The organism is Jeotgalibaca sp. MA1X17-3 (assembly GCF_021513155.1).
In the GTDB taxonomy this organism is placed as follows: Bacteria; Bacillota; Bacilli; order Lactobacillales; family Aerococcaceae; genus Jeotgalibaca.
Genome location: NZ_CP090983.1, coordinates 793499 through 814411, shown reverse-complemented (window position 1 = coordinate 814411; position 20913 = coordinate 793499). Strand labels below are relative to the sequence as shown.

The 20913-nt window shown below is 33.8% G+C and carries 20 protein-coding genes; 10 read left to right on the top strand and 10 right to left on the bottom strand.

All coding sequences use genetic code 11. The features are described from left to right. Nucleotides 1–148: 148 nt before the first annotated feature. The 6 genes from LZ578_RS04050 (at nucleotide 149) to LZ578_RS04025 (ending at nucleotide 4234) form a co-directional block, all read left to right on the top strand. Complete coding sequence (locus LZ578_RS04050; protein ID WP_235146054.1) at nucleotides 149–805, top strand: ATP-binding cassette domain-containing protein; 657 nt, start codon at nucleotides 149–151, stop codon at nucleotides 803–805. Further along, on the top strand, nucleotides 798–1559 hold the full coding sequence (locus tag LZ578_RS04045; RefSeq protein ID WP_235146053.1) for an ABC transporter permease: 762 nt from the start codon (nucleotides 798–800) through the stop codon (nucleotides 1557–1559). The genes LZ578_RS04050 and LZ578_RS04045 overlap by 8 nt, the downstream gene beginning before the upstream one ends. A 176-nt stretch (nucleotides 1560–1735) precedes the next feature. Next, nucleotides 1736–2002: a rhodanese-like domain-containing protein gene (locus LZ578_RS04040; RefSeq protein ID WP_396326687.1), complete on the top strand. Its 267-nt coding sequence runs from the start codon at nucleotides 1736–1738 to the stop codon at nucleotides 2000–2002. Further along, nucleotides 2002–3672, top strand: coding sequence for an FAD-dependent oxidoreductase (locus LZ578_RS04035; protein WP_235146052.1), 1671 nt, complete (start codon nucleotides 2002–2004; stop codon nucleotides 3670–3672). The genes LZ578_RS04040 and LZ578_RS04035 overlap by 1 nt, the downstream gene beginning before the upstream one ends. Before the next feature lie 2 nt (nucleotides 3673–3674). Continuing rightward, entirely contained in the window at nucleotides 3675–3974 is a 300-nt protein-coding gene (locus LZ578_RS04030) for a rhodanese-like domain-containing protein (protein ID WP_235146051.1), read from the top strand. 2 nt (nucleotides 3975–3976) lie between these two features. Further along, nucleotides 3977–4234 carry a metal-sensitive transcriptional regulator gene (locus LZ578_RS04025; RefSeq protein WP_396326717.1) on the top strand — a complete coding sequence of 86 codons (258 nt, stop codon included), beginning with the start codon at nucleotides 3977–3979 and terminating at the stop codon, nucleotides 4232–4234. A gap of 97 nt (nucleotides 4235–4331) precedes the next feature. Here the strand turns inward: LZ578_RS04025 and LZ578_RS04020 are convergent, their stop codons facing one another. The 4 genes from LZ578_RS04020 to LZ578_RS04005 form a co-directional block, all read right to left on the bottom strand. Next, a complete protein-coding gene (locus LZ578_RS04020) occupies nucleotides 4332–4745 on the bottom strand; it encodes a hypothetical protein (protein ID WP_235146049.1) in 414 nt (137 codons plus the stop codon). Nucleotides 4746–4941: 196 nt separating this feature from the next. Then, nucleotides 4942–5862 carry an HD-GYP domain-containing protein gene (locus LZ578_RS04015; RefSeq protein WP_235146048.1) on the bottom strand — a complete coding sequence of 307 codons (921 nt, stop codon included), beginning with the start codon at nucleotides 5860–5862 and terminating at the stop codon, nucleotides 4942–4944. Nucleotides 5863–5993: 131 nt separating this feature from the next. Further along, nucleotides 5994–7805 carry a GGDEF domain-containing protein gene (locus LZ578_RS04010; RefSeq protein ID WP_235146047.1) on the bottom strand — a complete coding sequence of 604 codons (1812 nt, stop codon included), beginning with the start codon at nucleotides 7803–7805 and terminating at the stop codon, nucleotides 5994–5996. A gap of 154 nt (nucleotides 7806–7959) precedes the next feature. Further along, nucleotides 7960–8931: an NAD(P)-dependent oxidoreductase gene (locus LZ578_RS04005; RefSeq protein ID WP_235146046.1), complete on the bottom strand. Its 972-nt coding sequence runs from the start codon at nucleotides 8929–8931 to the stop codon at nucleotides 7960–7962. A gap of 119 nt (nucleotides 8932–9050) precedes the next feature. Here LZ578_RS04005 and LZ578_RS04000 point away from each other — a divergent pair, with 119 nt between their 5' ends. Further along, entirely contained in the window at nucleotides 9051–10247 is a 1197-nt protein-coding gene (locus tag LZ578_RS04000; protein WP_235146045.1) for a helix-turn-helix domain-containing protein, read from the top strand. A gap of 44 nt (nucleotides 10248–10291) precedes the next feature. Here the strand turns inward: LZ578_RS04000 and LZ578_RS03995 are convergent, their stop codons facing one another. The 6 genes from LZ578_RS03995 to LZ578_RS03970 form a co-directional block, all read right to left on the bottom strand. Continuing rightward, nucleotides 10292–11170, bottom strand: coding sequence for a class C sortase (locus LZ578_RS03995; RefSeq protein WP_235146044.1), 879 nt, complete (start codon nucleotides 11168–11170; stop codon nucleotides 10292–10294). Between the two features lie 24 nt (nucleotides 11171–11194). Beyond that, entirely contained in the window at nucleotides 11195–11449 is a 255-nt protein-coding gene (locus tag LZ578_RS03990; RefSeq protein ID WP_235146043.1) for a hypothetical protein, read from the bottom strand. Further along, nucleotides 11428–12231 (bottom strand): class C sortase, encoded by an 804-nt coding sequence (locus LZ578_RS03985; RefSeq protein ID WP_235146042.1) that lies wholly within the window; start codon nucleotides 12229–12231, stop codon nucleotides 11428–11430. Before LZ578_RS03985 ends, LZ578_RS03990 begins: the two co-directional genes overlap by 22 nt. Nucleotide 12232: 1 nt before the next feature. Beyond that, entirely contained in the window at nucleotides 12233–13093 is an 861-nt protein-coding gene (locus LZ578_RS03980) for a class C sortase (protein WP_235146041.1), read from the bottom strand. A gap of 110 nt (nucleotides 13094–13203) precedes the next feature. Further along, nucleotides 13204–14715 carry a SpaH/EbpB family LPXTG-anchored major pilin gene (locus LZ578_RS03975; RefSeq protein ID WP_235146040.1) on the bottom strand — a complete coding sequence of 504 codons (1512 nt, stop codon included), beginning with the start codon at nucleotides 14713–14715 and terminating at the stop codon, nucleotides 13204–13206. An 11-nt stretch (nucleotides 14716–14726) separates the two neighbouring features. Continuing rightward, the gene (locus tag LZ578_RS03970; protein ID WP_235146039.1) at nucleotides 14727–17492 is read right to left on the bottom strand and encodes a VWA domain-containing protein; all 2766 of its coding nucleotides are present in this window, start codon (nucleotides 17490–17492) and stop codon (nucleotides 14727–14729) included. A 280-nt stretch (nucleotides 17493–17772) separates the two neighbouring features. Here LZ578_RS03970 and LZ578_RS03965 point away from each other — a divergent pair, with 280 nt between their 5' ends. The 3 genes from LZ578_RS03965 to LZ578_RS03955 all read left to right on the top strand — a co-directional run bounded on the left by LZ578_RS03965 (nucleotide 17773) and on the right by LZ578_RS03955 (nucleotide 20872). Next, nucleotides 17773–19329 (top strand): helix-turn-helix domain-containing protein, encoded by a 1557-nt coding sequence (locus LZ578_RS03965; protein WP_235146038.1) that lies wholly within the window; start codon nucleotides 17773–17775, stop codon nucleotides 19327–19329. 165 nt (nucleotides 19330–19494) lie between these two features. After that, entirely contained in the window at nucleotides 19495–20349 is an 855-nt protein-coding gene (locus LZ578_RS03960; RefSeq protein ID WP_235146037.1) for a DegV family protein, read from the top strand. A gap of 25 nt (nucleotides 20350–20374) precedes the next feature. Then, nucleotides 20375–20872, top strand: coding sequence for a hypothetical protein (locus LZ578_RS03955; RefSeq protein ID WP_235146036.1), 498 nt, complete (start codon nucleotides 20375–20377; stop codon nucleotides 20870–20872). Nucleotides 20873–20913 lie beyond the last annotated feature (41 nt).

Sequence of the window (20913 nt, the reverse complement as noted above, 5' to 3'; positions counted from 1 at the left end):
TATTCCTCCATTTTTTAGTTGATTTTTCTTCCAAACTATATAATACTTATTGTTATCTAATATTAATTATAATATAGACAAAGTGATTTGTATAGCGAAAGCACTTACAACACTATTCAAATCAATATAACTAACAGGAGGTTAACGGATGAATGACATACTAGAATTAAAAAATATCACCTATTCGATAAAGGGAAAGGATATTTTAAAGAATATCTCTCTTTCTATTAAGAAAGGTAGTTTCTTAACGATTAGTGGCCCTTCTGGAAGTGGTAAAAGTACATTGCTTAAAATAATTGCTTCCATGGCTTCTCCAACTTCAGGTACTATTTCTTACAAAGATAAGCTCATTGATGACTATCAAATGACTGATTATCGAAAAGAAGTAAGTTATAGTTTTCAAAATGCATCTTTATTTGGAGAAACCGTAAAAGAAAATTTAGCTTTTCCATTTGAAATTAGAGGTGAAGAGTTTAATCAGCAACATGTTATGGAAGCTTTAAAAATGGTACAGCTTCCTGAATCTTATTTAGATAAAAAAGTAACTACATTATCCGGTGGAGAAAAACAACGGATCGCTCTGATTCGAAATATTATCTTTTTGCCAGAAATTTTACTACTGGATGAAGTAACCAGTGCTTTAGATACTGAAAACCGCCGAATTATTGGTCAGGCCATTCGTCAGCTTAACAAAGAAAAAGGAATAACTGTTTTATGGGTTACACATAACGAAGAGGAAATTCAAGAATCTGACTATAAAATTGAAATTATAAATGGAGAAATAGGGGGAATTACAAATGAATAGTTTGAACATATCAAATTCTTCTTTAATTTGGTCTAGTATTCTGATTTTCATCGCGTTAGCAATCGACCACAAAGAACAACTTGGACTAGGTAAAGATATCTTTATTGCATCCATCCGTGCAGTTATTCAGTTATTTCTTGTCGGATACCTATTAGGATATATTTTTGAACTAGATCATATCATTGTTACCTTAGCGATGGTTCTATTTATCGTCTTGAATGCTGCTTATAATGCAGGGAAACGGGCAAACAATCTTCCACATGCATTCCGTAACTCATTAATAGCTATAGGGGTTGGTACAGGTGTATCATTAGCTGTTTTACTTTTATCTGGAGCATTGGTATGGACTCCTTCTCAAATCGTTCCTATCACTGGTATGATCGCTGCTAATGCCATGACGGCTGTGGGTGTAGGATATCGAACGATGCATACAAAATTTACTGATCAACAACAACAAGTTCTAGAACGCCTTGCTTTAGGAGCAACTCCTAACCAAGCTTCTAAAACGATTATTCGAGAAAGTATCAAGTCTGCAATGGCTCCTACAGTTGATCGAACAAAAACAGTTGGTTTAGTGAGCCTTCCTGGTATGATGTCTGGTTTAATGTTTGCAGGTATCAACCCGGTTGAAGCAATTCGTTACCAAATTGTAGTCATGTTTATGCTCATTGCAGTGACAGGATTCTCAACGATGATTTCAAGCTATTTATCTTATAAGAGCTATTTCAACGACAGAATTCAATTAACCATTTAAACGTACTGAAGAACAATTCCATAAGGATCTGTTCTTCATTTTTTTATATTCAAGCTCTTTCTCTTTACTAATCATACCCCTGGGGGTATACTGTAAAAGCATAAAGACAGAATACTTTAACAAGTAAAGGAGAATACCATGTTTTTTAAAAAGTACCTTCCATTTCCACTAAAGAATTGGAAAAGGATTTACCAAATAAGCCGTTTATTATAGATGTTCGCGAACCTAATGAATTTAAAGGTGGTCATATACCTGGTTCCAAAAATATTCCTTTATCAAAAATAGGAAACGTAAAGTCCAAAGAACGAATCTATCTCGTTTGTGCAACAGGAATGCGTAGTAAAAGAGCTACGAAACAACTCCTTTCACAGGGATATGATGCTGTAAATGTCAATCGTGGAATGTCTGCTTGGACGGGCTCAAGAAGAGGAGGAACATTATAATGCGTGTTGTTATCGTAGGAGGAGTTGCTGGTGGTATGTCCGCAGCAACTCGATTAAGAAGATTAAATGAACAAATGGAAATTATTATTTTAGAAAAAGGACCTCATGTATCTTTTGCAAACTGTGGTCTTCCTTACTATGTTTCAGAGGAAATTGAAGAACGTAGTCAACTTCTTGTGCAAACACCAAAAAGCTTACATGCTCGCTTCAAACTTGATGTTCGTACAAATAGTGAAGCGATCGATATTGACGGAGAGCAACAAATTGTTGTTGTTCAAAACAACGAAGAATCCTACCCACTTCACTATGACAAATTAATTCTATCGCCTGGAGCAAAACCAATTATTCCAGCTTCAAAAGGATTGAAAGAAGCAACAAATCTTTTTACTTTACGTAATGTTGTAGATGTAGATGCAATCTCTACGTATATCGATGAGCATCAACCTAAAAAAGCAATCGTTATTGGAGCAGGTTTTATTGGTTTAGAAATGGTTGAGAGCTTGGCTCATCGTGGCATGGATGTTACTTTAATTGAAAAGGCACCCCATGTTCTTCCACCTATGGATGAAGAAATGGCTACATTTATTACTCGCGAATTGGAAAGAAAAGGTGTTACATTATATACAGGTATCGCTGCAGCTTCTTTTGAAAATGATGGGAAAACTGTTATTTTAGAAGATGGCACATCCTTAGATAGTGACTTAACACTACTTTCTGTTGGTGTTGTTCCTGCATCTGATTTAGCTAAAAAAGCAGGCATTCAGACCGGTATGCGTGAGGGTATCCTTGTTGATGAAAATTATGAAACAAATATAAAAAATATTTACGCTGTTGGAGATGCCATCATCGTAAAACAACAAATTACAGGCGAAGATACCATGATTGCCTTAGCCTCACCGGCAAATCGACAAGGTCGACAGGTTGCCGATGTCATTAGTGGAAATAAACGTAAAAACAAAGGAAGTATCGGTACTGCTATTGTTAGAGTATTTGATTTAGCTGCTGGATCTACTGGATTAAATGAAAGACAATTAAAAATGTCCGATATAGAATATAAAGTTGTTCACGTTCAAGGAAAAAGTCATGCTGGATATTATCCTGGTGCGGAAATGATTGATTTGAAATTACTATTTGATCCTGAAAATGGAAAAATATTTGGAGCACAAGCTATCGGTGCTGATGGAGTAGATAAACGAATTGATATCATTGCTACCGCAATTAAAGGTGGACTAACTGTAGAAGATTTACCTGAACTAGAATTCTCTTACGCTCCTCCATTTGGTTCCGCAAAAGATCCTGTTAATATGGCTGGATATGCTGCTCTAAACTTATTAGAAGGAATTTCAGATTCTGTTCAATGGCATGAATTGGAAGAGCAACGAAAAAAAGGAGCGATCCTCTTAGATGTGCGCAGTCCAGCTGAATTGAAGAAAAATGGTTTTCTGAAAGATACGGTTAACATTTCTCTCGATGAATTACGGGATCGAGTGAATGAATTAGATAAAAATAAACCGTATATTATTAGCTGTCATAGTGGCCAACGTAGTTATATTGCGGAACGTATTTTAAAACAACATGGCTTTGACGTTAAAAACTTGGATGGAGCTTTCTCACTTTACTCCACCATTTATCCTGAAAAAATTGTTCAATTAGAAAGGACATCCTTATAATTATGTATAACTCAATCTCTGCAAACGAAATGGATCAACTATACCGAAAAAAATCAAATATTAAAATTTTAGATGTGCGAGAGCCAGATGAGTATGCGGCTGGTCATGTTCCAGGAGCTATTTCTATGCCACTGAGCTCTTTTGCCGATCAAATGAATGAACTTGAGCGAGCACAACATTATCATGTTATCTGTTACTCCGGAAGTCGTTCGAGTATGGCTTGTCAACATTTAGGAAATTCTGGATTTCAAACAACAAACGTAATCGGAGGAATGTCCGTTTGGAGAGGTGACATTGAATGAAGATTCGTTACGATAAAAAAATAGTGAATCGTCTAAAGAAATCAGAAGGACAAATGCGTGGTGTTTTGAATATGATGGATACGGAGAAAGACTGTAAAGAAGTAGTCACTCAATTAACTGCTATCCGTTCTAGTATTGATAAAGCCATTGGTTTGATTGTTGCAGAAAACCTTGTTCAATGTATTTCTGATGAGAATAGTGGATTAACTTCAGAAGAAGCCGTTCAAGAAGCGATTCATTTATTAGTCAAAACAAGATAAAAACATTTTAAATAGAGTGCAATGACCATTATGTCATATGCACTCTATTTTTTTACTTTATTAGTACAAATAAAAAAGACCATACAGGAGGTCTTTTTTATGAACGATATTCTTCTTCTGCTTCTTTTCGAGCTTCTACTGCTTCTTCCAATGTGTCAAATGTTCCAAGATGCTTATTCTTACCATCAACACTAATGTTAGCTTTAAAACGAGTGCCACTTTTTAGTTCTACTTGAGATACTCCAACATAACCCGTTCCATTTGAAGATTTTTTTGCTGCCGTTTTTTTATTTTTAGGAGCTTTCGTCTTTTTAACAGATGGAGTAGTTGCTTCTTCAGAGTGGCCACAGCTTGTTACGATACGATTCTTTAGGTCAGATTGTTTCACGATTACTTCATTTCCGCATACACAAGTACATACCCAATAACGACCTTTTTTATTTGTCTCAGCTTTTCCTTTTACAGTTAAGTCTCCGAACTGTCTTCCGGTTAAATCAATTCTTTTTTTCATTACTTATTTACCTCTTTCTGTTGATTTACTAAGGTTCTTATAAAGAACAACGTTTTTAATTATACTGAAAAATCAACCTTTTGGCAAATTAGCCTGATCACAACTAAAAAAAGAGAGGAACAAAAGGCGTTTAAGAAAATGGTTAAGGAGTAGAAAAAAAGCTGGGACAAATGTCCCAGCTTCTTTCAAATAATTTTCATCCCTCTTTTTGACTATTTAAAAAGTCTATAAAGACCTGTCCAAGAATAGGATCAAATTGACTCCCTAAATGAACCTTGATTTCTTGAATAGCTGCTGCTTTACTTAATGCTTTTCGATAAGGTCTATCGTTTACCATTGCGTCATACGAATCTAGCAGACAAATCACTCGAGATGCAAGTGGGATTTCCATCCCTTTTAAACCAATTGGATAACCGCTTCCGTCCCAACGCTCATGATGAGTCAATACTAATGGAGCAATATTACTCATTGAAGGCGTATTATGAAGTAAAAGATATCCATACAATGTATGATTTTCCATTTCTTCTTTTTCTTTTTGATTGAAAGATCCAGGATAGTTTAAAAGCTCAGGACTAATATGAATTTTCCCAATATCATGCATGGTTGATAAAATCATCAATTCATTAATCTCATCGTTCGAGAGCTTAGCATATTCACCAAATTCCTTTGCTACTTTTTTAATACGCAGAGCATGATCACTTGTAAATAAACTATTCGACAATTGTCGATTTTGCCAACTTTGTTCGTTTTCATTTTCATTTTTTTGAAAAAAATCTATAAAATCATTATTATTCATTACAGCAAGAGCAAGACGCTGACAAATATCTTTAGATACTTGATTTTTTAAAAGAACAATAAATATATAAAATTGACTATCTTGAAAAGGAACTTCCATAATGGACAAGTCTAGAGGCTGTAAGGTTACAGATTTCTCTAGTATTTTCTTTTTTAAGCAATCAGTAAATGCTTTTGAATCATTATTGGGTGATGCAAGTAGTTGCATAAATGACTCATTTGCTTTTTTAATCTGAAATGCTTTAGTACCAAGTTGATTAGAAAGTAAGTTACATTCAGCATATGCGGCTGGAATAATAGAAGAGAATGCTTTATTATTCATCTATGAAAAATCCTCATTTCATAATTAAGTTTTCAAACTTTTGTTTGAACAAAAACAAACTTATTTCCAAGTTTGTATCTTGCTATTATACAGTATCGGTTCTAATTATAGAAACATTAATCGCACTTTTTTTATTCTTCATAAATAGCTATTCGAGCCCGTCCAGATCCCTTTGCTTTGTATAGTGCTTCGTCTGCATGTTTGAATGCGGTTTGATAATTATCCTCTTCTTTTATAAATGCAATCCCAATACTAATCGAAATAGGAACATCATGAATGGTTTCACTCATACTTTCTATTAGCTCGTGACATTTTTCTATAACTTGTTCTCTATCTGTAAATTTATCTACGAATATACAAAACTCATCTCCACCAATACGTGCAGGAATATCACTTTTCCGAAAATTATTCAAGAGTAATTTCCCCATCTTTTGGAGGATTCGATTTCCTTCTTGGTGTCCCAATGTATCATTAACTGATTTAAAATAATCAATATCTAAAACAATAAAAGCAGCTAGAAAACTAGAGTCAAATTGCAGTAATCTTTCTTTGATTAATTCCCTACTAGATTCATAATTATATAATTTAGTAAGCCCATCTCGCTCTGCTTTTATTTTTAAAGTTTCTTTTTCTCGTTCAAAAATACTGATATCCATTAACTTACCTATAATCATTGAAACATCATGTTGATTATTTCGTATGATCAGATTAACCATTTTATAGGTTCCTTTCTTTTCAAAACCACCTTTTAAAACAATATTTTCCACTGAATGATTGTGTCCTGCTATCATTTTTGGATGATGACTATGTTCAGAAAATGTTTTTTTAAGTCCTCTTTGTAAAACTAATAAAGATTCTTTATATCCATAGTTATTTAGTAGTACTTTTAACTCGTCAGAAATACTAATATGATCTTGGATTACATCATACTCATAAAAATATTCTTCTGATAATTCTGACAATGCTAATAAGCGGTTATTTTGCAACTGAATTTTCTTTTCGTCCTTTCGAGATCGAAAGGTCAAATAACCCAAGCCTATAATAAAAAGAAAAACAATCGTTGTAATTTCAGTGAAAAAATTATTAAAGACTACTTGAAGAGAAACTTTTCGATCAATTTTTGTAGCCTCTTCAACAATATAGTTCTGGATTTGATCTGGATCAATCGTTCCTAATGCTTTATTTAGAATTTTTGATAGAAAAGGATCATCCTTATCCAAATATCCAAATGATAATTCTGTATTTTGGATTGCAGAAGGGATCGAAACTATATGATCATAGCTGTTTTGAAGTAAATAGTAAGATGCTGAAAAACCATTAATAAAAGAAAAATCAACATCCCCTTTATCTACTGCGTCTAAGATTTCCTCTCTCGTATGAAAAAAAACAGTTGTTCTACGATCTACTGAACTAGGAATCGGCGAACCAATAACTGCACCATAAATTTTGTTTTTTAAGTGGGTGGCTTCTTCTCCCTCATGTAAAATCAAAATTTGATTGGTAGTCAGGTATTCAGGGGACAACTGAATATCTTCATAGAATTCTGTATCTTCAAAAGTAAAAGGAATCGCAGCCATGATCTTTGCTTGTCTTTCTTTTAAAGCTGAGCGGATATCTTCTATAAAAATATACTCAAAAGTAAATCCGGTTTTTATTTCTAATTCATGAAAAATTTTTCTAGTAATTCCTTGTAGTTGTCCATTCTCATCTTGGTATTGAATTGGAGCCATACCATCAACCACGTATACAGATATATGTGGATTTTCGATAATATATTGTTGCTCTTCTTCACTGAGTGAAAGTAATTCACTTTTTAAAGGTCCTTTATTTGGATCAGGTCCTTCTGCATTCATTTCAGGGGAGTGTATAATAAATGTTAAAAAGAGAACAATCAAGATAACTGTCAATCGTTTCTTTTTATTTTTTTTTAGAATAGTACGCATTTTTCACCTTGCCTATTTAGAATTTAAGTTGATTTTTATTCTTAAGTTGTTTCTTATTCTATAGTAAACATTATAATAATACCATTACATTTATTATTTAGCCAAAAAAGGCTACACGTTAAGTTCGTGTAGCCTTTCATTTTTATTTTATTACTTACTTAACACATTTTGCTAGTGTTTCTTTTATTGATTGAATAACATCATGCTCTCTAATCCCTAATGCTGTTTTAGTGTCTTCCGGATCGATATATAAATCTTGAGTTTGTAATTTAGAGCTGGTCGCCATGTGGATTCCGTGCTCTACCCCTTTTTCTGCTGATTGTCTATCTAATTCTTCATACATTGGTTTCATTTTTTCATAGTCTACCACTGGGACTTGTGTTGTTTCTGTTTGTCCTAATGCGTCAACCATCATCTGATAAAATTCTTGGAATTTCATATTTTTCCCTGAAAGAGCATACGTGTGACGATGTTCACCTTTTTCCATAGCACCTACAGCCGCTTCTGCAACTTGTTCTACTGTAACCATAGCTGTTCCACCTTTTAATGCTGGGAAAACTTCCTTGCCTCTAATTTGTTCTACAAACATGGACCATAAAGGCATTCTTCCTGGCATAGTGCCGAAGATATAAGGTAAACGTAAAGAGGTAACAACCATACTACCTTCTCCTTCTGCGAATGCAACTTGTTCTTGAAGAAGTCGAGTATTCGGATATCCTTGTGTCTTTAGGCCTGAATCTGGCAATCGTTCTGCGAATTCCGCAAAATAAGAACCAAATATTACAAATTTCTTTACTCCTGATTCTCTAGCTAAACGAGCTATTCGTTGCGTAGGAATTACATTTGCATTATAGAAAAATTTTAACGCTGGAGCTGGTGGAACAGTTCTTTCATCTGCACCTGCTGCATATATAAACCCTTCACAATCTTTTAGGAGTTCTTTTATTTCTTCATCGCTCAACTCGTTCATATTTCCTAATTTATTTTCTACTTCTGAAGGAAATAAATTTTCATCCGGCATAGGTGGTAATGACATTGTCTTTACGTCATATCCTCTTGATAGCAATTCTTTAATTGTATAATAACCTAGGAAACCTGTACCACCCAAAACAAATACTTTTGACATGTAAACCTCTCCTTTGTTTATAACTTCACATATAAGTATACCGGAAATCAAAATTAAATAATCATCAAATAAAGACTAAACACTAACTCTACTGTATAATTAGAAGAAAGGAGTTTTAAATGACTACTCATAATTATCCCTACATAGCTGGCGATTATAACTTTCATAATTTTAAACCTACTGAATTATCCATTAAAAAAGAAATGATAAACATTTCTGAAAAAAAGCATTTTAGCAATGAAATTGAATTTATTATTATTATAGATGGAAACGGACAGCTGGAAATTAATAATCAACTTTTCTCTATTCAAAAAGGGATGTTCATTCAATTAATGCCTTATCATGTATATAAAATAAATGTTCTTTCAAAACAATTCATTGAATGTTATCGAATTCGTTTTTCAATCGGTCTTCTTCTATTAATTAATATCGATAAAAGTAGATATTTAAAAGCAATCGAACAGATAGGGCAAAATGCTCCTATTCTTTCATTAGATGCTGATTCATTCACAGAAGTATGCACCCTTTGTCAAATTGTTTTTAAGGAAAAACAAAACGATAATCAGTACATGGACTCGCTACATGTTTCCCTTATTTCATTTTTAATCTATTACTATCAAAAAAATAAAAAGATGTCCTCTTTTGAGCGAACGTTATCGTGGAAACTACTAGAGTACATTCATTTTCATCATCAAGAACAGATTACTCTTTCTTCAGTCAGTGCTATTTTTAAAATAGATTCAGAGAACGTTCAAACATACTTAAAACAACTTACTGGTTTTTCTTTTTCTAAATTATTAAATCAAGTACGAATTCGGAATGCAAGTGCCCTTTTACAATTTGAGGACTTATCTATTAATCAAATTGGCAAAATCTGTGGGTATCAAACGGATGCTTACTTTTATAAATCTTTCAAAAATATACAAGGAATTACTCCACTTCAGTATCGTTCCAGAATGGATTCACATCTCCCATATGGTAATTCTGATGATTCATGGCAAATTGCTATTTACTTACTAGAACATTGTCGAGAAGAACTTTATTTAGAAGAGGTAGCGGTGGCTCTTAGTATAACTAAGAAAAAGATTAATAGCTTGCTGAAAGATACATTCCAAAAATCATTCCAAGAACTATTGAATTTTTTTAGAGTTCAGATTGGAAAGACGTTCCTGCTTTCTTTTCAACTTCCTGTTCAAGAAGTTGCACTACTCGTCGGTTTTAGGGATGTGAATACATTTATTAGAAACTTTAAAAAAATATATGCGATTACACCTAAACAAATGGCTCAAGAAAGCAAAGACTCACTCGAAAGTTAAGTTTCGAGTGAGTCTTTTTTATTGTCTTTAGATCCTCTATATTTCTATATAGAAGACTTACCCATTTTTTTCTTTTGTAATACAAGAACAACAAAAACTAAAAGAAACGTAATGATAATGATTAAGAAGTAATGCCCATACATATTCAAATAATACATAAAGTCTTTTTCTTGTTCTACTTTTATTTTTTCTACAACTTCTTTAGGAGGTGTGGGTATACGTTTCCCCCTTACTAATAATCGATGTGAATTAATCATATAAGGAGTGCACGTCAGCAAGGTTAAATAATCTTCGCCTTCGACTATTTTCACGGTGTCTGTTTGAGTAGGCTCTACAACTTGTATTTGATCTACTTCATAAAACAACTCTCCGGCCATCGTTTCAGCAGAGAAAATATCTCCAATCTCTACTTGATCCAAATCAGTAAATAGACGTGCTTCAGGCAGCCCTCTATGAGCTGTCAAAACACTATGTGTATTTTTACCTCCTACCGGTAAAGAAGTTCCTTCTAAGTGCCCTACGCCTTTTTGTAGAATGTTTTCGTTAGTTCCAGCGTAAATAGGTAAAATAAGATTAAGTTTTGAGAAATTTAAAACGCCAATTTTCTCACGTACTTGTAACATTTCAGCATAAATCTCCACCCCTTCTTCACGTTCTTTCTCTGAATAAGGATCGATCCAACGTAAATTAGGCTCTAATGCCTCATTATATGCTTCTGCTTTTTTTACATTTTCTTTTTTTAACTCTGGTGGATCAATTGCTTTTAATTCTTGTTGGAAATTATCTACTTCAGAATTAAAAGAATAATCGTAATAAAGTTGAGAAAAGAAGGGATAAAGCACAAAAGCTAATCCTAAAACAATGCCTAAGCCCATTAAGATAACACTTATCTTATGAGATGATTTCTTTTTATTCTTTTTCATCTACTTCCCTTCTTTCTTTCTTTTTTATCTAATAAAAATAAAATAAAATGAAATAATCCCTAATAGAATCATTATGATAATCGTTCCATAGCGAGTTGTTACAAGATGAATCTTTTCGAAGGTTTCTTCCACTGCTGTTACTACAAATTTTTTATCTGACTTCTTCATTTGATTCGTGGATTCATTTCTATCTAAATTTTCAATTACAGTATTTTCTATATTAGTTTCTTCTGTTGCGATATCATCTACAATATTTTCTACAATTTCGGTATTTCCCAATATGGATTCTTCAGCATCTGCTTGATCACTTGTATTTCTAACCGCCTTAGTACCAGTACCATTCGAATTCGTCTTGCAAAAACTAAGTACCGATGAGTTCCTGGAGCTAGCCACGTACAAGTTAGTAAAGTAAGAGTATCTTGACCCGGTATTACGGCTAAGGCAGCTGAATCATCTGGTTCAATCACTGCTGTTTTATACACTTCATAAGTAAGCAATTCTTTTCTATTTTTGATTTCAATGATATCTCCTGAATCCATATCCTTAATAAATGAAAAATAAGTTTTCCCCACCAAACCATTATGACCGGCTATGACACTATTCGTATCCATTCCACCTACAGGATAACTAGTTCCTTCTATTCTAGCGACTCCATTCAATAAGTTTTCATGAGTCGCTCCATCATAAATAGGATAAACAATGTCAATCTTTGGGATAGAAATCGTTCCAAGTACACTTTCATCTACTAGGAAATTAGGATTGTTACTTGCTGTATTAGCGTTGTTAGCTGTATGATCATCAGTGCTGGATGTAACGGGTTCTTCTATGAAAGTAACCTCTGGAACTTCAATATTTTCTGGATTAGAAATTTCCGATTGGTTATAAGCGAGTTGTTGATTATATAGGCTTTCTGAACGCTCACCATTTCCTATATTTTCATTAATTTGTTTGATTTCTTGTCGGGAATAGATATCATAGTAGGCTCTTGAAATCATTGGGTATAAGATTAGTCCGAAGCCTATTAAAAATAATAGAATACCGACTATCTTCTTCGTTTTCATCTTAATCCCTCCCTTTTCTTTTCCATATCTGTCTTACAATGAAAAGTATAATAGCCAGTAAAGCAATAGCAATAATAAATAGATATTCACTTAATAAACTGGTTACATGATCCCACCAGCTAATATCTGTTGCTTCTTCCTGAGCTTCTTTTGGTACTTCTGTTCGCTCCCCCACAGCGAGTAATCGATGTGAGTTAATCATATATGGTGTACAAGTAAGCAGGGTTACTAAATCTTTATCTTTTTCTATGCTTAATGCGCCAATTTCTGTGGGATCGATCACCTTTATTTCAATCACCTTATAAGCTAATTCGCCAGCAATCGTTTCGATGAAAAATAGGTCACCTATTTCTACTTGATCTAAATCCGTAAATAATTTATTTTCAGGCAGTCCACGATGTGCTGTTAAAACTGAGTGAGTGCTTAAGCCTCCAATAGGAAGAGAGGTTCCTTCCATATGGCCGACTCCCTTTTGTAGGATGGCCTCGGCTGTCCCCGCATACACGGGAAATTTCATATGAATCTTTGGAATCGTTAAGGTCCCTATTTTTTCGCTAATTTCTAAAGATTTTCCGTATGCAGAAACTCCTTCTTCTTTTTCTTCTTCATTAAAAGGGTCTCCCAGCGAAATATTTTCATTAGATAGTAATGCATTGTTATATGCATATCCCAATTGCAATCGTTCCATTACCTCAGCTGACGGGAGTTGTATTAATTCTTCTTGGTATTGATTTACTTCTTCATTTCCGCGGTAATCATAATAGGAACGTGATATCAACGGATAAATCATTACCAATACTCCAATCAAAAACAAAAAGATAATGATAACGGGCATCCTTTTTTTATTTTGATTTTTAGCCATCGTTGATATCCTCCTATCCTTTCATATAAAAAAGAGTTAAAACTATTTTTTCAGTAGTTTTAACTCTCTCCATTTCTGAGTACATATTCCAATGGAGGAATATCGTTTAATTATGCCTTACTTGATCTTTTGTAAAATACAATGGAGAATAGAATTAATGCTGCACCAATAAGTGTGAATGCCATTGTACCGATACCACCTGTTTGTGGAATGGTTACTTTTTTGTTAACAATCATTTGTGGATTATTTGATTCAGTATCCCACATCGTTACCTCTGTTGCATTTGTGTAGTATGAACCTGCATCAATTTCAAACGTTGTTTCAGGATTTGTTGGTAGTGCATATCCTGCTGGAGCTTTTGTTTCAACTAATGTATAAGTAGCATATGGTAGTCCTCTAACTTCGAACTTACCATCAGCATCTGATGTAAATACAGTTGCATCAGCTTCAGTACCAAAAGTAATAGCACCTTCATCTCCAAGAATTACGTACTGTCCTTGAGCATTTGTAATTTTGAATTCTGCTCCATTAAGGGCTGCATCAGTACTTCCGTCTTTCTTCAAGAATGCTTTACCGCCTGTATTTACATAAGGAGGAGTGGTAGGTTCATATTCACCTGTATCACCATTACCATTATCAAAATCTATTACTACGTTGTTGAAGATATCTTGTCCCATAATCGCTGTTTTGTTTACTTTTGTATTAAATTTAATTTCTACTTTCTTAGGATCAACGTTTGCTAACTTTTTGCGACCAGCTTCTGTGAATTCAACAGTTAGTGTACCAGTCAATGTTTTACCATCTAAAGGCCCATAGTTTCCAACTTGTCCAGCTGCATCGTTAAAACTAATTATATAGTCTTCGCCTTCAACTAAACCAGCACCAGTAGCTGTAACAAATACGAATTGTGTGCCTTCAAAGTCAAGACGTGAGTCAATTTCATCAATAAATGTGAACTTATCATAGTCTTCGATACCTTCTGGAATGTTCATTGAAATCGTCCAAGTATTTAATTGACCAATTGCAACGTTGGATTCATAAACTGTTTTTTCAGGAAGATCTGGTAAGTCTTCTAATGTGTTTTTTGGATAAACATAAATGTTTTCTAAATATCCATTACCATCAGTATTAGTAAACGGTAACGTTAATCCAAAAGGAACTGCTCTTGAACTTACAATGGTTCCTTTAGTGTTCTCAACAATCCAGTAGTTTCCTTCTGGTAAGTTTGGAAGTGTTACTTGTCCATTTGAATCAGTTTCTGCAGTAGCAGTTCCATTGTTTCCTACTTCAGCAGCTACTTCAGCAGCTGTATCGAATGCTCCTGGATTTGCTTTCATATCCATTAGCTGTTGAGCTGTTACTGAGAAGTACGTAAATGAAACTCCTGGTAAAACCTTCCCATTTGTAAAGTAAAATCCTACATCTACTCCATCCCTTAACTGTTCAAGGGTCATATCTTTAACTTGATCTGGTGTGTCAACTTTAGTGATGATAACGTCTGTCAAAGGTCCTGCAGGTGCAGTCTCGGTTGCGTGTGCCACTGTTTGACCGACTAATCCTAATACGGTCATAACAGCTATTAGTAGTGTTGTCATCCATCTTAATAATCTCTTGTTATTCATTTTTTCCACCTCTACCTTTCAATTTTTTGTTTTATATTACTAGAAAGAGTTAAACTGCTCATTACTATTATTAAACCAATCATGATATACGTTAGGGAGCCTATTCCACCTGTTTGTGGAAATTCGCTTTGTTGTTCGTTTTCGACCTCATATCCAGTATCTTTATCACCTGTTATGAATGAGTTATCTGGTATTTGAAGTTCTAGTAGACCAGTTTCTATATTTCTGACTACAGTAATGGTCCACGTACCGGTGGGTAGTTTATATCCTAATGATGCTTTTATTTCAGTTAAGATGTAAACGCCTTCATTTAATCCTGCAAATGTAAAGATTGGATCCGTTCCAGTATTTTCAATTAGAATCGGTTCTCCTTCACCATTTTGTTTTTCTAAAGTAAATTCTGAGCCTTCTAATGTATTATCTGAACCATCCATTTTTGTAAACGTGAAATCAATTGCTTGTGTAATTGCTGCGTTCGTAACTTCTATAATTACATCACCACGAGGTATTTCACCTTCATGATTAACTTCAAAACTTGTAGTTGCATTTTCATTGATGTCGTAGCTGATATTAAATTTATTTAAATCAGTTGCACTACCATCAATGCCAATTTCTTCAATATTGTAAGTTCCTTCTTTACGGAGAGTTGTAAGAATTTGATAACCCTCTCCACCAACTAAGTTCGTGGTAGTATCAAATCCAGATCCACCATTTGTAATTTGTACATTGAATTTTCTAGCATCATCATTAACTTCATTTCCTGCCTCGTCCAGTAGTATCTTTTTAATCTTCAGTAATACTGGATCTACTTCTGGCGAAGTAATTGATTTCTCCTGGGCTCCACCATCTGAATCCTTATAAGTCAACTCAGTTACTTTGTTTGTTTTAAATTTTGTATGGTCAGTCGTTCCATCAGCTGTTCCTATACTAGCCATACTTTCATTTATCTCTACTCGGTAAGTCATCTTTGCATATTTAATTTTAGGGAATCCTAGTTTTACTTTTGTAACTCCAGCAGATAAATCCCAATTAATGGTTTGATTATTCGGATCACTTGCACCCGCAACTGTTGTCGTTCCTTCTGTTGTTACGATGGATCCATCAATTAAAGTAAATCCATCACCCATTTCATCGATCACAGTTGCTTCTCTAAGTGCAAACTGGGTACTGATTTCACCAGCAATTTGATCATAGATTTGAGTCAAATCCCCAGAATTTTGTGTTCGATACGCTTTTCCTGGAGAAGCAATATCTGTTAATACTTGTTCTCCTAGAGTGGTAGTATTTGTAGCTATCGTATAAAGGCTATCTATCCCTACTCTTGCAATTTGTCCTTGTTTAATTGCTGCAAAACCATTATTGATGTATCGATATCTAGGAGTACCACTTCCATTATCATAGTATCGATCTATACTATTACCAGTACCTACCGTTTTATTTACATTAAAGTTACCATTATATATCCCATTTTTGTAAGTGCCTACATTATTTTCCCAATTTTGAGGTTCATAACTATAGGTGGGCTCTCCATCTGATAATAGAACCATAAACTTATTATCTGCAGTAGAAGCAGGGCCATTGAGTAAAATTCTACCTTGTATGATTCCAGCTTGGGTATGAGTACCTCCATTTGCTACTAAACCATTAACTTTTCCTTTTAGAAACGACTTATTTTGTGAAAATCCACTCTCAACGGTAACTGCTTGTGTAGGTGGATTAGGACCAGCAAATGATACAAGAGCAATCCGTAAATTCGGATCTCTAGTAAGCATAGTTTCTATAAAATTATTTGCTGCGGTTTTGGCATCTATCAATCGTTGTCCCTTCATACTTCCAGAACGGTCAATGACTAAAACTACATCAGTTGTTTCAGTTTTTTCATCATCACGTCCTTCAATAAGTACTTCAATATCCCATGTATTTACAGTTCCAGGTACACGCTCAGCAGTTTTATTAGTTCGAATTTCTCCAGGCAACAATCCATCGATTTGAGTTTCAATTACTCCCATTCTATTTTTGGAGTTAGCTGAATTTGAACTTCCTTTAGTAAAATAAAGTAGATTTGTTGATCCGATTGCTAGAGATGGATCTACTCCATCAAAACCAATAAAACTTTCTTCCGGATCTTCAATATCTTCTTCTTTAGATTCTTCCTTAGACTCTTCTTCTTTGGATTCTTCCTTAGATTCCTTAGACTCAGCAACCTCTTCTGAAGACTCTTCGCTTAAATCAACATCGTCTTCCTCTACAACTTCTGATTTTGGTGGTGTTGACTCTTGACTCGAAGATTCTTCTGGTTGTGATGGCACTGACTCTTGGCTCGAGGATTCTTCTGGTTGTGTTGGCACTGACTCTTGGCTTGAGGATTCTTCTGGTTGTGTTGGCACTGATTCTTGACTGGAAGATTCTTCCGCCGGTTTTTCAACTGGTTTTGATGAGTCTGCCTCTTTAGATTCAGCGCTGGAGCTCTCTTGTTCTTTTAAATTACTACTTTCTAAACTACTTTTCTCCTCTGGTTTCTTTGTTTCTTCCATCGAAGATTTCGTTGCTTTACTATGTACATTTGCCTTTTCTTCTACATCTTTTTCTTTTTCGATTTCAACGATAGAAGACTCTTGCGATTCACTTGTTCCACTTGTAGCAAAGGCAAGTCCGACTGGTAAAAATAATTGTAAGAGAAACATGAATACCATTACAATACTAAACATTTTTCTTTTGTTTAATATATACTTGTTATGGTCTAGTGTTTCCCTCTTTTTCCCCTCTCGTGTATCCACATTAAAACACCTCCTGTGATCCATGCTTTTCTTCCGTCCAACAGAGACACCTCCCTAGTGTTGATAATAATAATTTCGCTTTCCCTTAATTATTTTTATAACGTTTTTAATGAACTTATGTTTAACTAATTATAACACCAAACAACTGTTTATTATTATTCAACTTTTGCACTCTGTAGTGCATTAAATTATTATGTGAGAAATCATTTGTGCTATAATTATATTATCAGAAACAAGTCATTCAATTTAACATTGAATGGTTGTGGATAGGAGGATTATTATGTGGGATCTCGTGCCTTCAAATGAACTTCGAAAGTATAAGATACTCGATGCAATTTATTATTCAAATGACTGGATGACGATAAGCACTCTTGCTAAAAAAACTTCTTCATCTGAAAGAAGTATTAAGTATGACCTTAAAGAACTCGAGAATTATATTGAATATTTAAATGGAGAAGTCATTACTTCTTCGAAAGGAATAAGACTTACCCTTCCACCTAATATTGGAATAGATTATTTCCAACGGAACCTTTATAAGAACATACCAGCATTTAAATTATTAGAATATATTTTTTTCAACAAGGAAATATCTGATCACGAAGCAGAAGAATTACTTTTTATTAGTTCTTCCTCTCTAAAGCGACTTGTTGTTAAAGTAAAAGATGCTTTAGCCCCCTATGGACTTGTACTCTCTACAAATCCTTTTCAAATTCACGGTGATGAAAGGCTGATTAGAAGCTTTTTCTCTGCTTACTTCAATGAACGATATAGTTTGGAAGAATGGTCTTTTCCAAATATTCATCTTCTATTAATAGATGCTTTGAATGATTATCTACATCATTATTTTAAAACATCCTCTGATAACGTTGATTATCATTTTCTAAAAATCCAACTGGCAGTCAATATTACTCGCGAAAGACAAAGTTTCCCCACAATCCTTCCCTACTCTATCATTTTTGAACATCGAAATCTGTTGTATAAGGAAACCGTCTCTGAAATCACTCGAATGATGCAACCTTTCAATCTTTCCTTACAAGAATCTCAAGCATACTTAAATCAACTTATGAATTGGAAATTTTATTTTTCCACATTTTTTCTAGATGATCCAACCCCTGAATATGAATTAACTCTTGAATACAAATCTATGCAAACTGAATTGAAACAAATAAAAAAAATGATCGAAAAGCTTTCCTCCATATTTAGTTTACCTAAAGCTGATCATATTCACCTGATTTATAAGCTTAACAATGTAATTACAAATTATTTATTATTCCCTTCGACAATTATTGGGAACGATTACATTTTATTCAATCCTACTGACTTTTTTTTAAATAGAAAGTTTAAAGAAGAATATCCTGTTTTCTATTCATTAGTTCAGCAAAATATTTTAAATATTTGTAAAAAAAGAGGGCTCTCATTAAAAAGAGGACAACTGATTGAACTAACGTATACTCTACTTTCAAACTGGGAACATTTAATTCCAAATATGTATTCTATTTTTGATCGTTTAAAAATTTTAGTATTTAGTCACTATCATTCAATTCATGCCTTTAATATTTCAACAGAATTAAGCTCAGAATTAAATGACTCTATAACTATCGAAATCTATAAAGAGTCTACACTTAATCAATATTCTTTAAAAGATTATACATTTGATATTCTATTTAGCACGCGAACTCTTTTATTTGATATTAAACAACCCGTTATTTATTTAAAACGTGTGAATGGGAAGCTTGATATCCAACATTTTAATATTATTATTAGTGAAACGATTAAAGAAAATAAAAAACCATTGAAAAAAAGGAAAAAACAATTATCTATTAAATCATTTTTATAGGTCCTCTTTTCATATCAGCTAAGAACGTACATCTATTAAATATAAAAACGATTGAAGCAATCAAAATTGATTTGCTTCAATCGTTTTCATTTGTATATAATCTACTCTCTACTTGTGATATGATTATTTATAAGAAGGATTCACACATATGATTGGAGGAGCAACATGCCTAAGTACATACTCACTACAGAAAGTGGCTCTGATATTTCTCAGGAGCTCATCGAGCGCTATAATATTTTTGTTGTTCCCATGCACGTTACCATGGGTTCTGAAACTTTAGATGATGGAAGTTTCGAAGTAGAAAAAGTATATCGTTTTTATGATGAGACAGGTGGCTTACCAAAGACTTCTGGTTCTACTCCTCATGATAATAGCGTTATTTTTAAAAAGATTTTCACGCAATATCCAGATGTCCATATTATTCACATTGCTTATTCAGCAGTAACAACCGTATCTTATAATTCTTGCCAAGTAGCTGCACAAGATTTTGAAAACATTCACATCGTTGATAGTAAAAATGTTTCAAGCGGATTAACTGCCGTTGTAGTTGCAACTGCAAAATTTATAGAAGAAAATCCAGAAGTAACTCCTAATGAAATTATTGCTTTTGTTGAAGATGTTCGTGAACGGACTCGTTTTGTCTTTTTACCACAATCTCTTTTGTATTTAAAAGCTGGGGGGAGAGTTTCGAATGCGGCTTATCTCGGCGCGTCTTTATTGAGTTTACGACCAACCATCGTTTTAAAGGACGGCTATTTAGTTGCATCCAAAAAATATCGTGGTTCATATGAACGTTGTTTAAAAAATACAATCAACGATTTCTTTAAGCAGTACGAGATTGACTCTTCGACACTAACCATTGGTGGTACAGCGGGATTAACTAACGAATTAAAACAGTTAGCTGAAAAAACAGTAAATGAAAATGGTTTTTATGATCCTAGTTGGTTTCATGCTGGAGCTGTTATTTCGAGTCATGGCGGGCCTGGTGCTTTTGGAATAATTGGAATTGAAAAGAAATAAAAATAGTTTTTAAGGAGAAATATACATGGGATTATTTGATTTTTTTAAACGTAAGAAAAAAAACACTGTTGCTTCATCAAATGTTGATCCAGGTCAGGAAGAAAAAATCCAATACGAAACAAAAATTACTGGAAAAAGTATAACCGACCAGTCTGATCTTATTAAAAAAATTGTTATGAAAATGGTCGAGGAAGATCCATTTAAAAATTTTTATGGTGGAAAAACTGATGAAAGCTTTACACCTGCTTCTAGAAGAGTCTATAAATATGCAGAGATTTCTACAATGAATGTAGGATTACTAGCAGATAAGGATACTGATTTAAAGATATTAATAGAAGGAATTGAATTAGGAGTCCTACCAGAAGAAATTGCTACGGAAATGAAACCCTATTATCGTAAAAGTACACTAACAGCTTATGCATTTATTACCGGCGGTTTTTATAAAGAATACTCAGCTGAAGCTCAAACAGTTACTGAAGGCTATATTCCGTATGACTTAGATATTTTTCTACAGTATAATTAAAAAAAGATTTCTAATCCCCAAAATAGGATTAGAAATCTTTT

What these genes read in the sequence shown, in the direction of transcription:
- LZ578_RS03960 (WP_235146037.1), top strand. Translation starts at nt 19,495, where the DNA reads ATGCCTAAGTACATACTCACTACAGAAAGTGGCTCTGATATTTCTCAG.
- LZ578_RS04000 (WP_235146045.1), top strand. Translation starts at nt 9,051, where the DNA reads ATGACTACTCATAATTATCCCTACATAGCTGGCGATTATAACTTTCAT.
- LZ578_RS03975 (WP_235146040.1), bottom strand. Translation starts at nt 14,715, where the DNA reads ATGAATAACAAGAGATTATTAAGATGGATGACAACACTACTAATAGCT.
- LZ578_RS04030 (WP_235146051.1), top strand. Translation starts at nt 3,675, where the DNA reads ATGTATAACTCAATCTCTGCAAACGAAATGGATCAACTATACCGAAAA.
- LZ578_RS04035 (WP_235146052.1), top strand. Translation starts at nt 2,002, where the DNA reads ATGCGTGTTGTTATCGTAGGAGGAGTTGCTGGTGGTATGTCCGCAGCA.
- LZ578_RS03965 (WP_235146038.1), top strand. Translation starts at nt 17,773, where the DNA reads ATGTGGGATCTCGTGCCTTCAAATGAACTTCGAAAGTATAAGATACTC.
- LZ578_RS04050 (WP_235146054.1), top strand. Translation starts at nt 149, where the DNA reads ATGAATGACATACTAGAATTAAAAAATATCACCTATTCGATAAAGGGA.
- LZ578_RS04045 (WP_235146053.1), top strand. Translation starts at nt 798, where the DNA reads ATGAATAGTTTGAACATATCAAATTCTTCTTTAATTTGGTCTAGTATT.
- LZ578_RS03980 (WP_235146041.1), bottom strand. Translation starts at nt 13,093, where the DNA reads ATGGCTAAAAATCAAAATAAAAAAAGGATGCCCGTTATCATTATCTTT.
- LZ578_RS04010 (WP_235146047.1), bottom strand. Translation starts at nt 7,805, where the DNA reads ATGCGTACTATTCTAAAAAAAAATAAAAAGAAACGATTGACAGTTATC.
- LZ578_RS04015 (WP_235146048.1), bottom strand. Translation starts at nt 5,862, where the DNA reads ATGAATAATAAAGCATTCTCTTCTATTATTCCAGCCGCATATGCTGAA.
- LZ578_RS03995 (WP_235146044.1), bottom strand. Translation starts at nt 11,170, where the DNA reads ATGAAAAAGAATAAAAAGAAATCATCTCATAAGATAAGTGTTATCTTA.
- LZ578_RS04005 (WP_235146046.1), bottom strand. Translation starts at nt 8,931, where the DNA reads ATGTCAAAAGTATTTGTTTTGGGTGGTACAGGTTTCCTAGGTTATTAT.
- LZ578_RS04020 (WP_235146049.1), bottom strand. Translation starts at nt 4,745, where the DNA reads ATGAAAAAAAGAATTGATTTAACCGGAAGACAGTTCGGAGACTTAACT.
- LZ578_RS03955 (WP_235146036.1), top strand. Translation starts at nt 20,375, where the DNA reads ATGGGATTATTTGATTTTTTTAAACGTAAGAAAAAAAACACTGTTGCT.
- LZ578_RS03985 (WP_235146042.1), bottom strand. Translation starts at nt 12,231, where the DNA reads ATGAAAACGAAGAAGATAGTCGGTATTCTATTATTTTTAATAGGCTTC.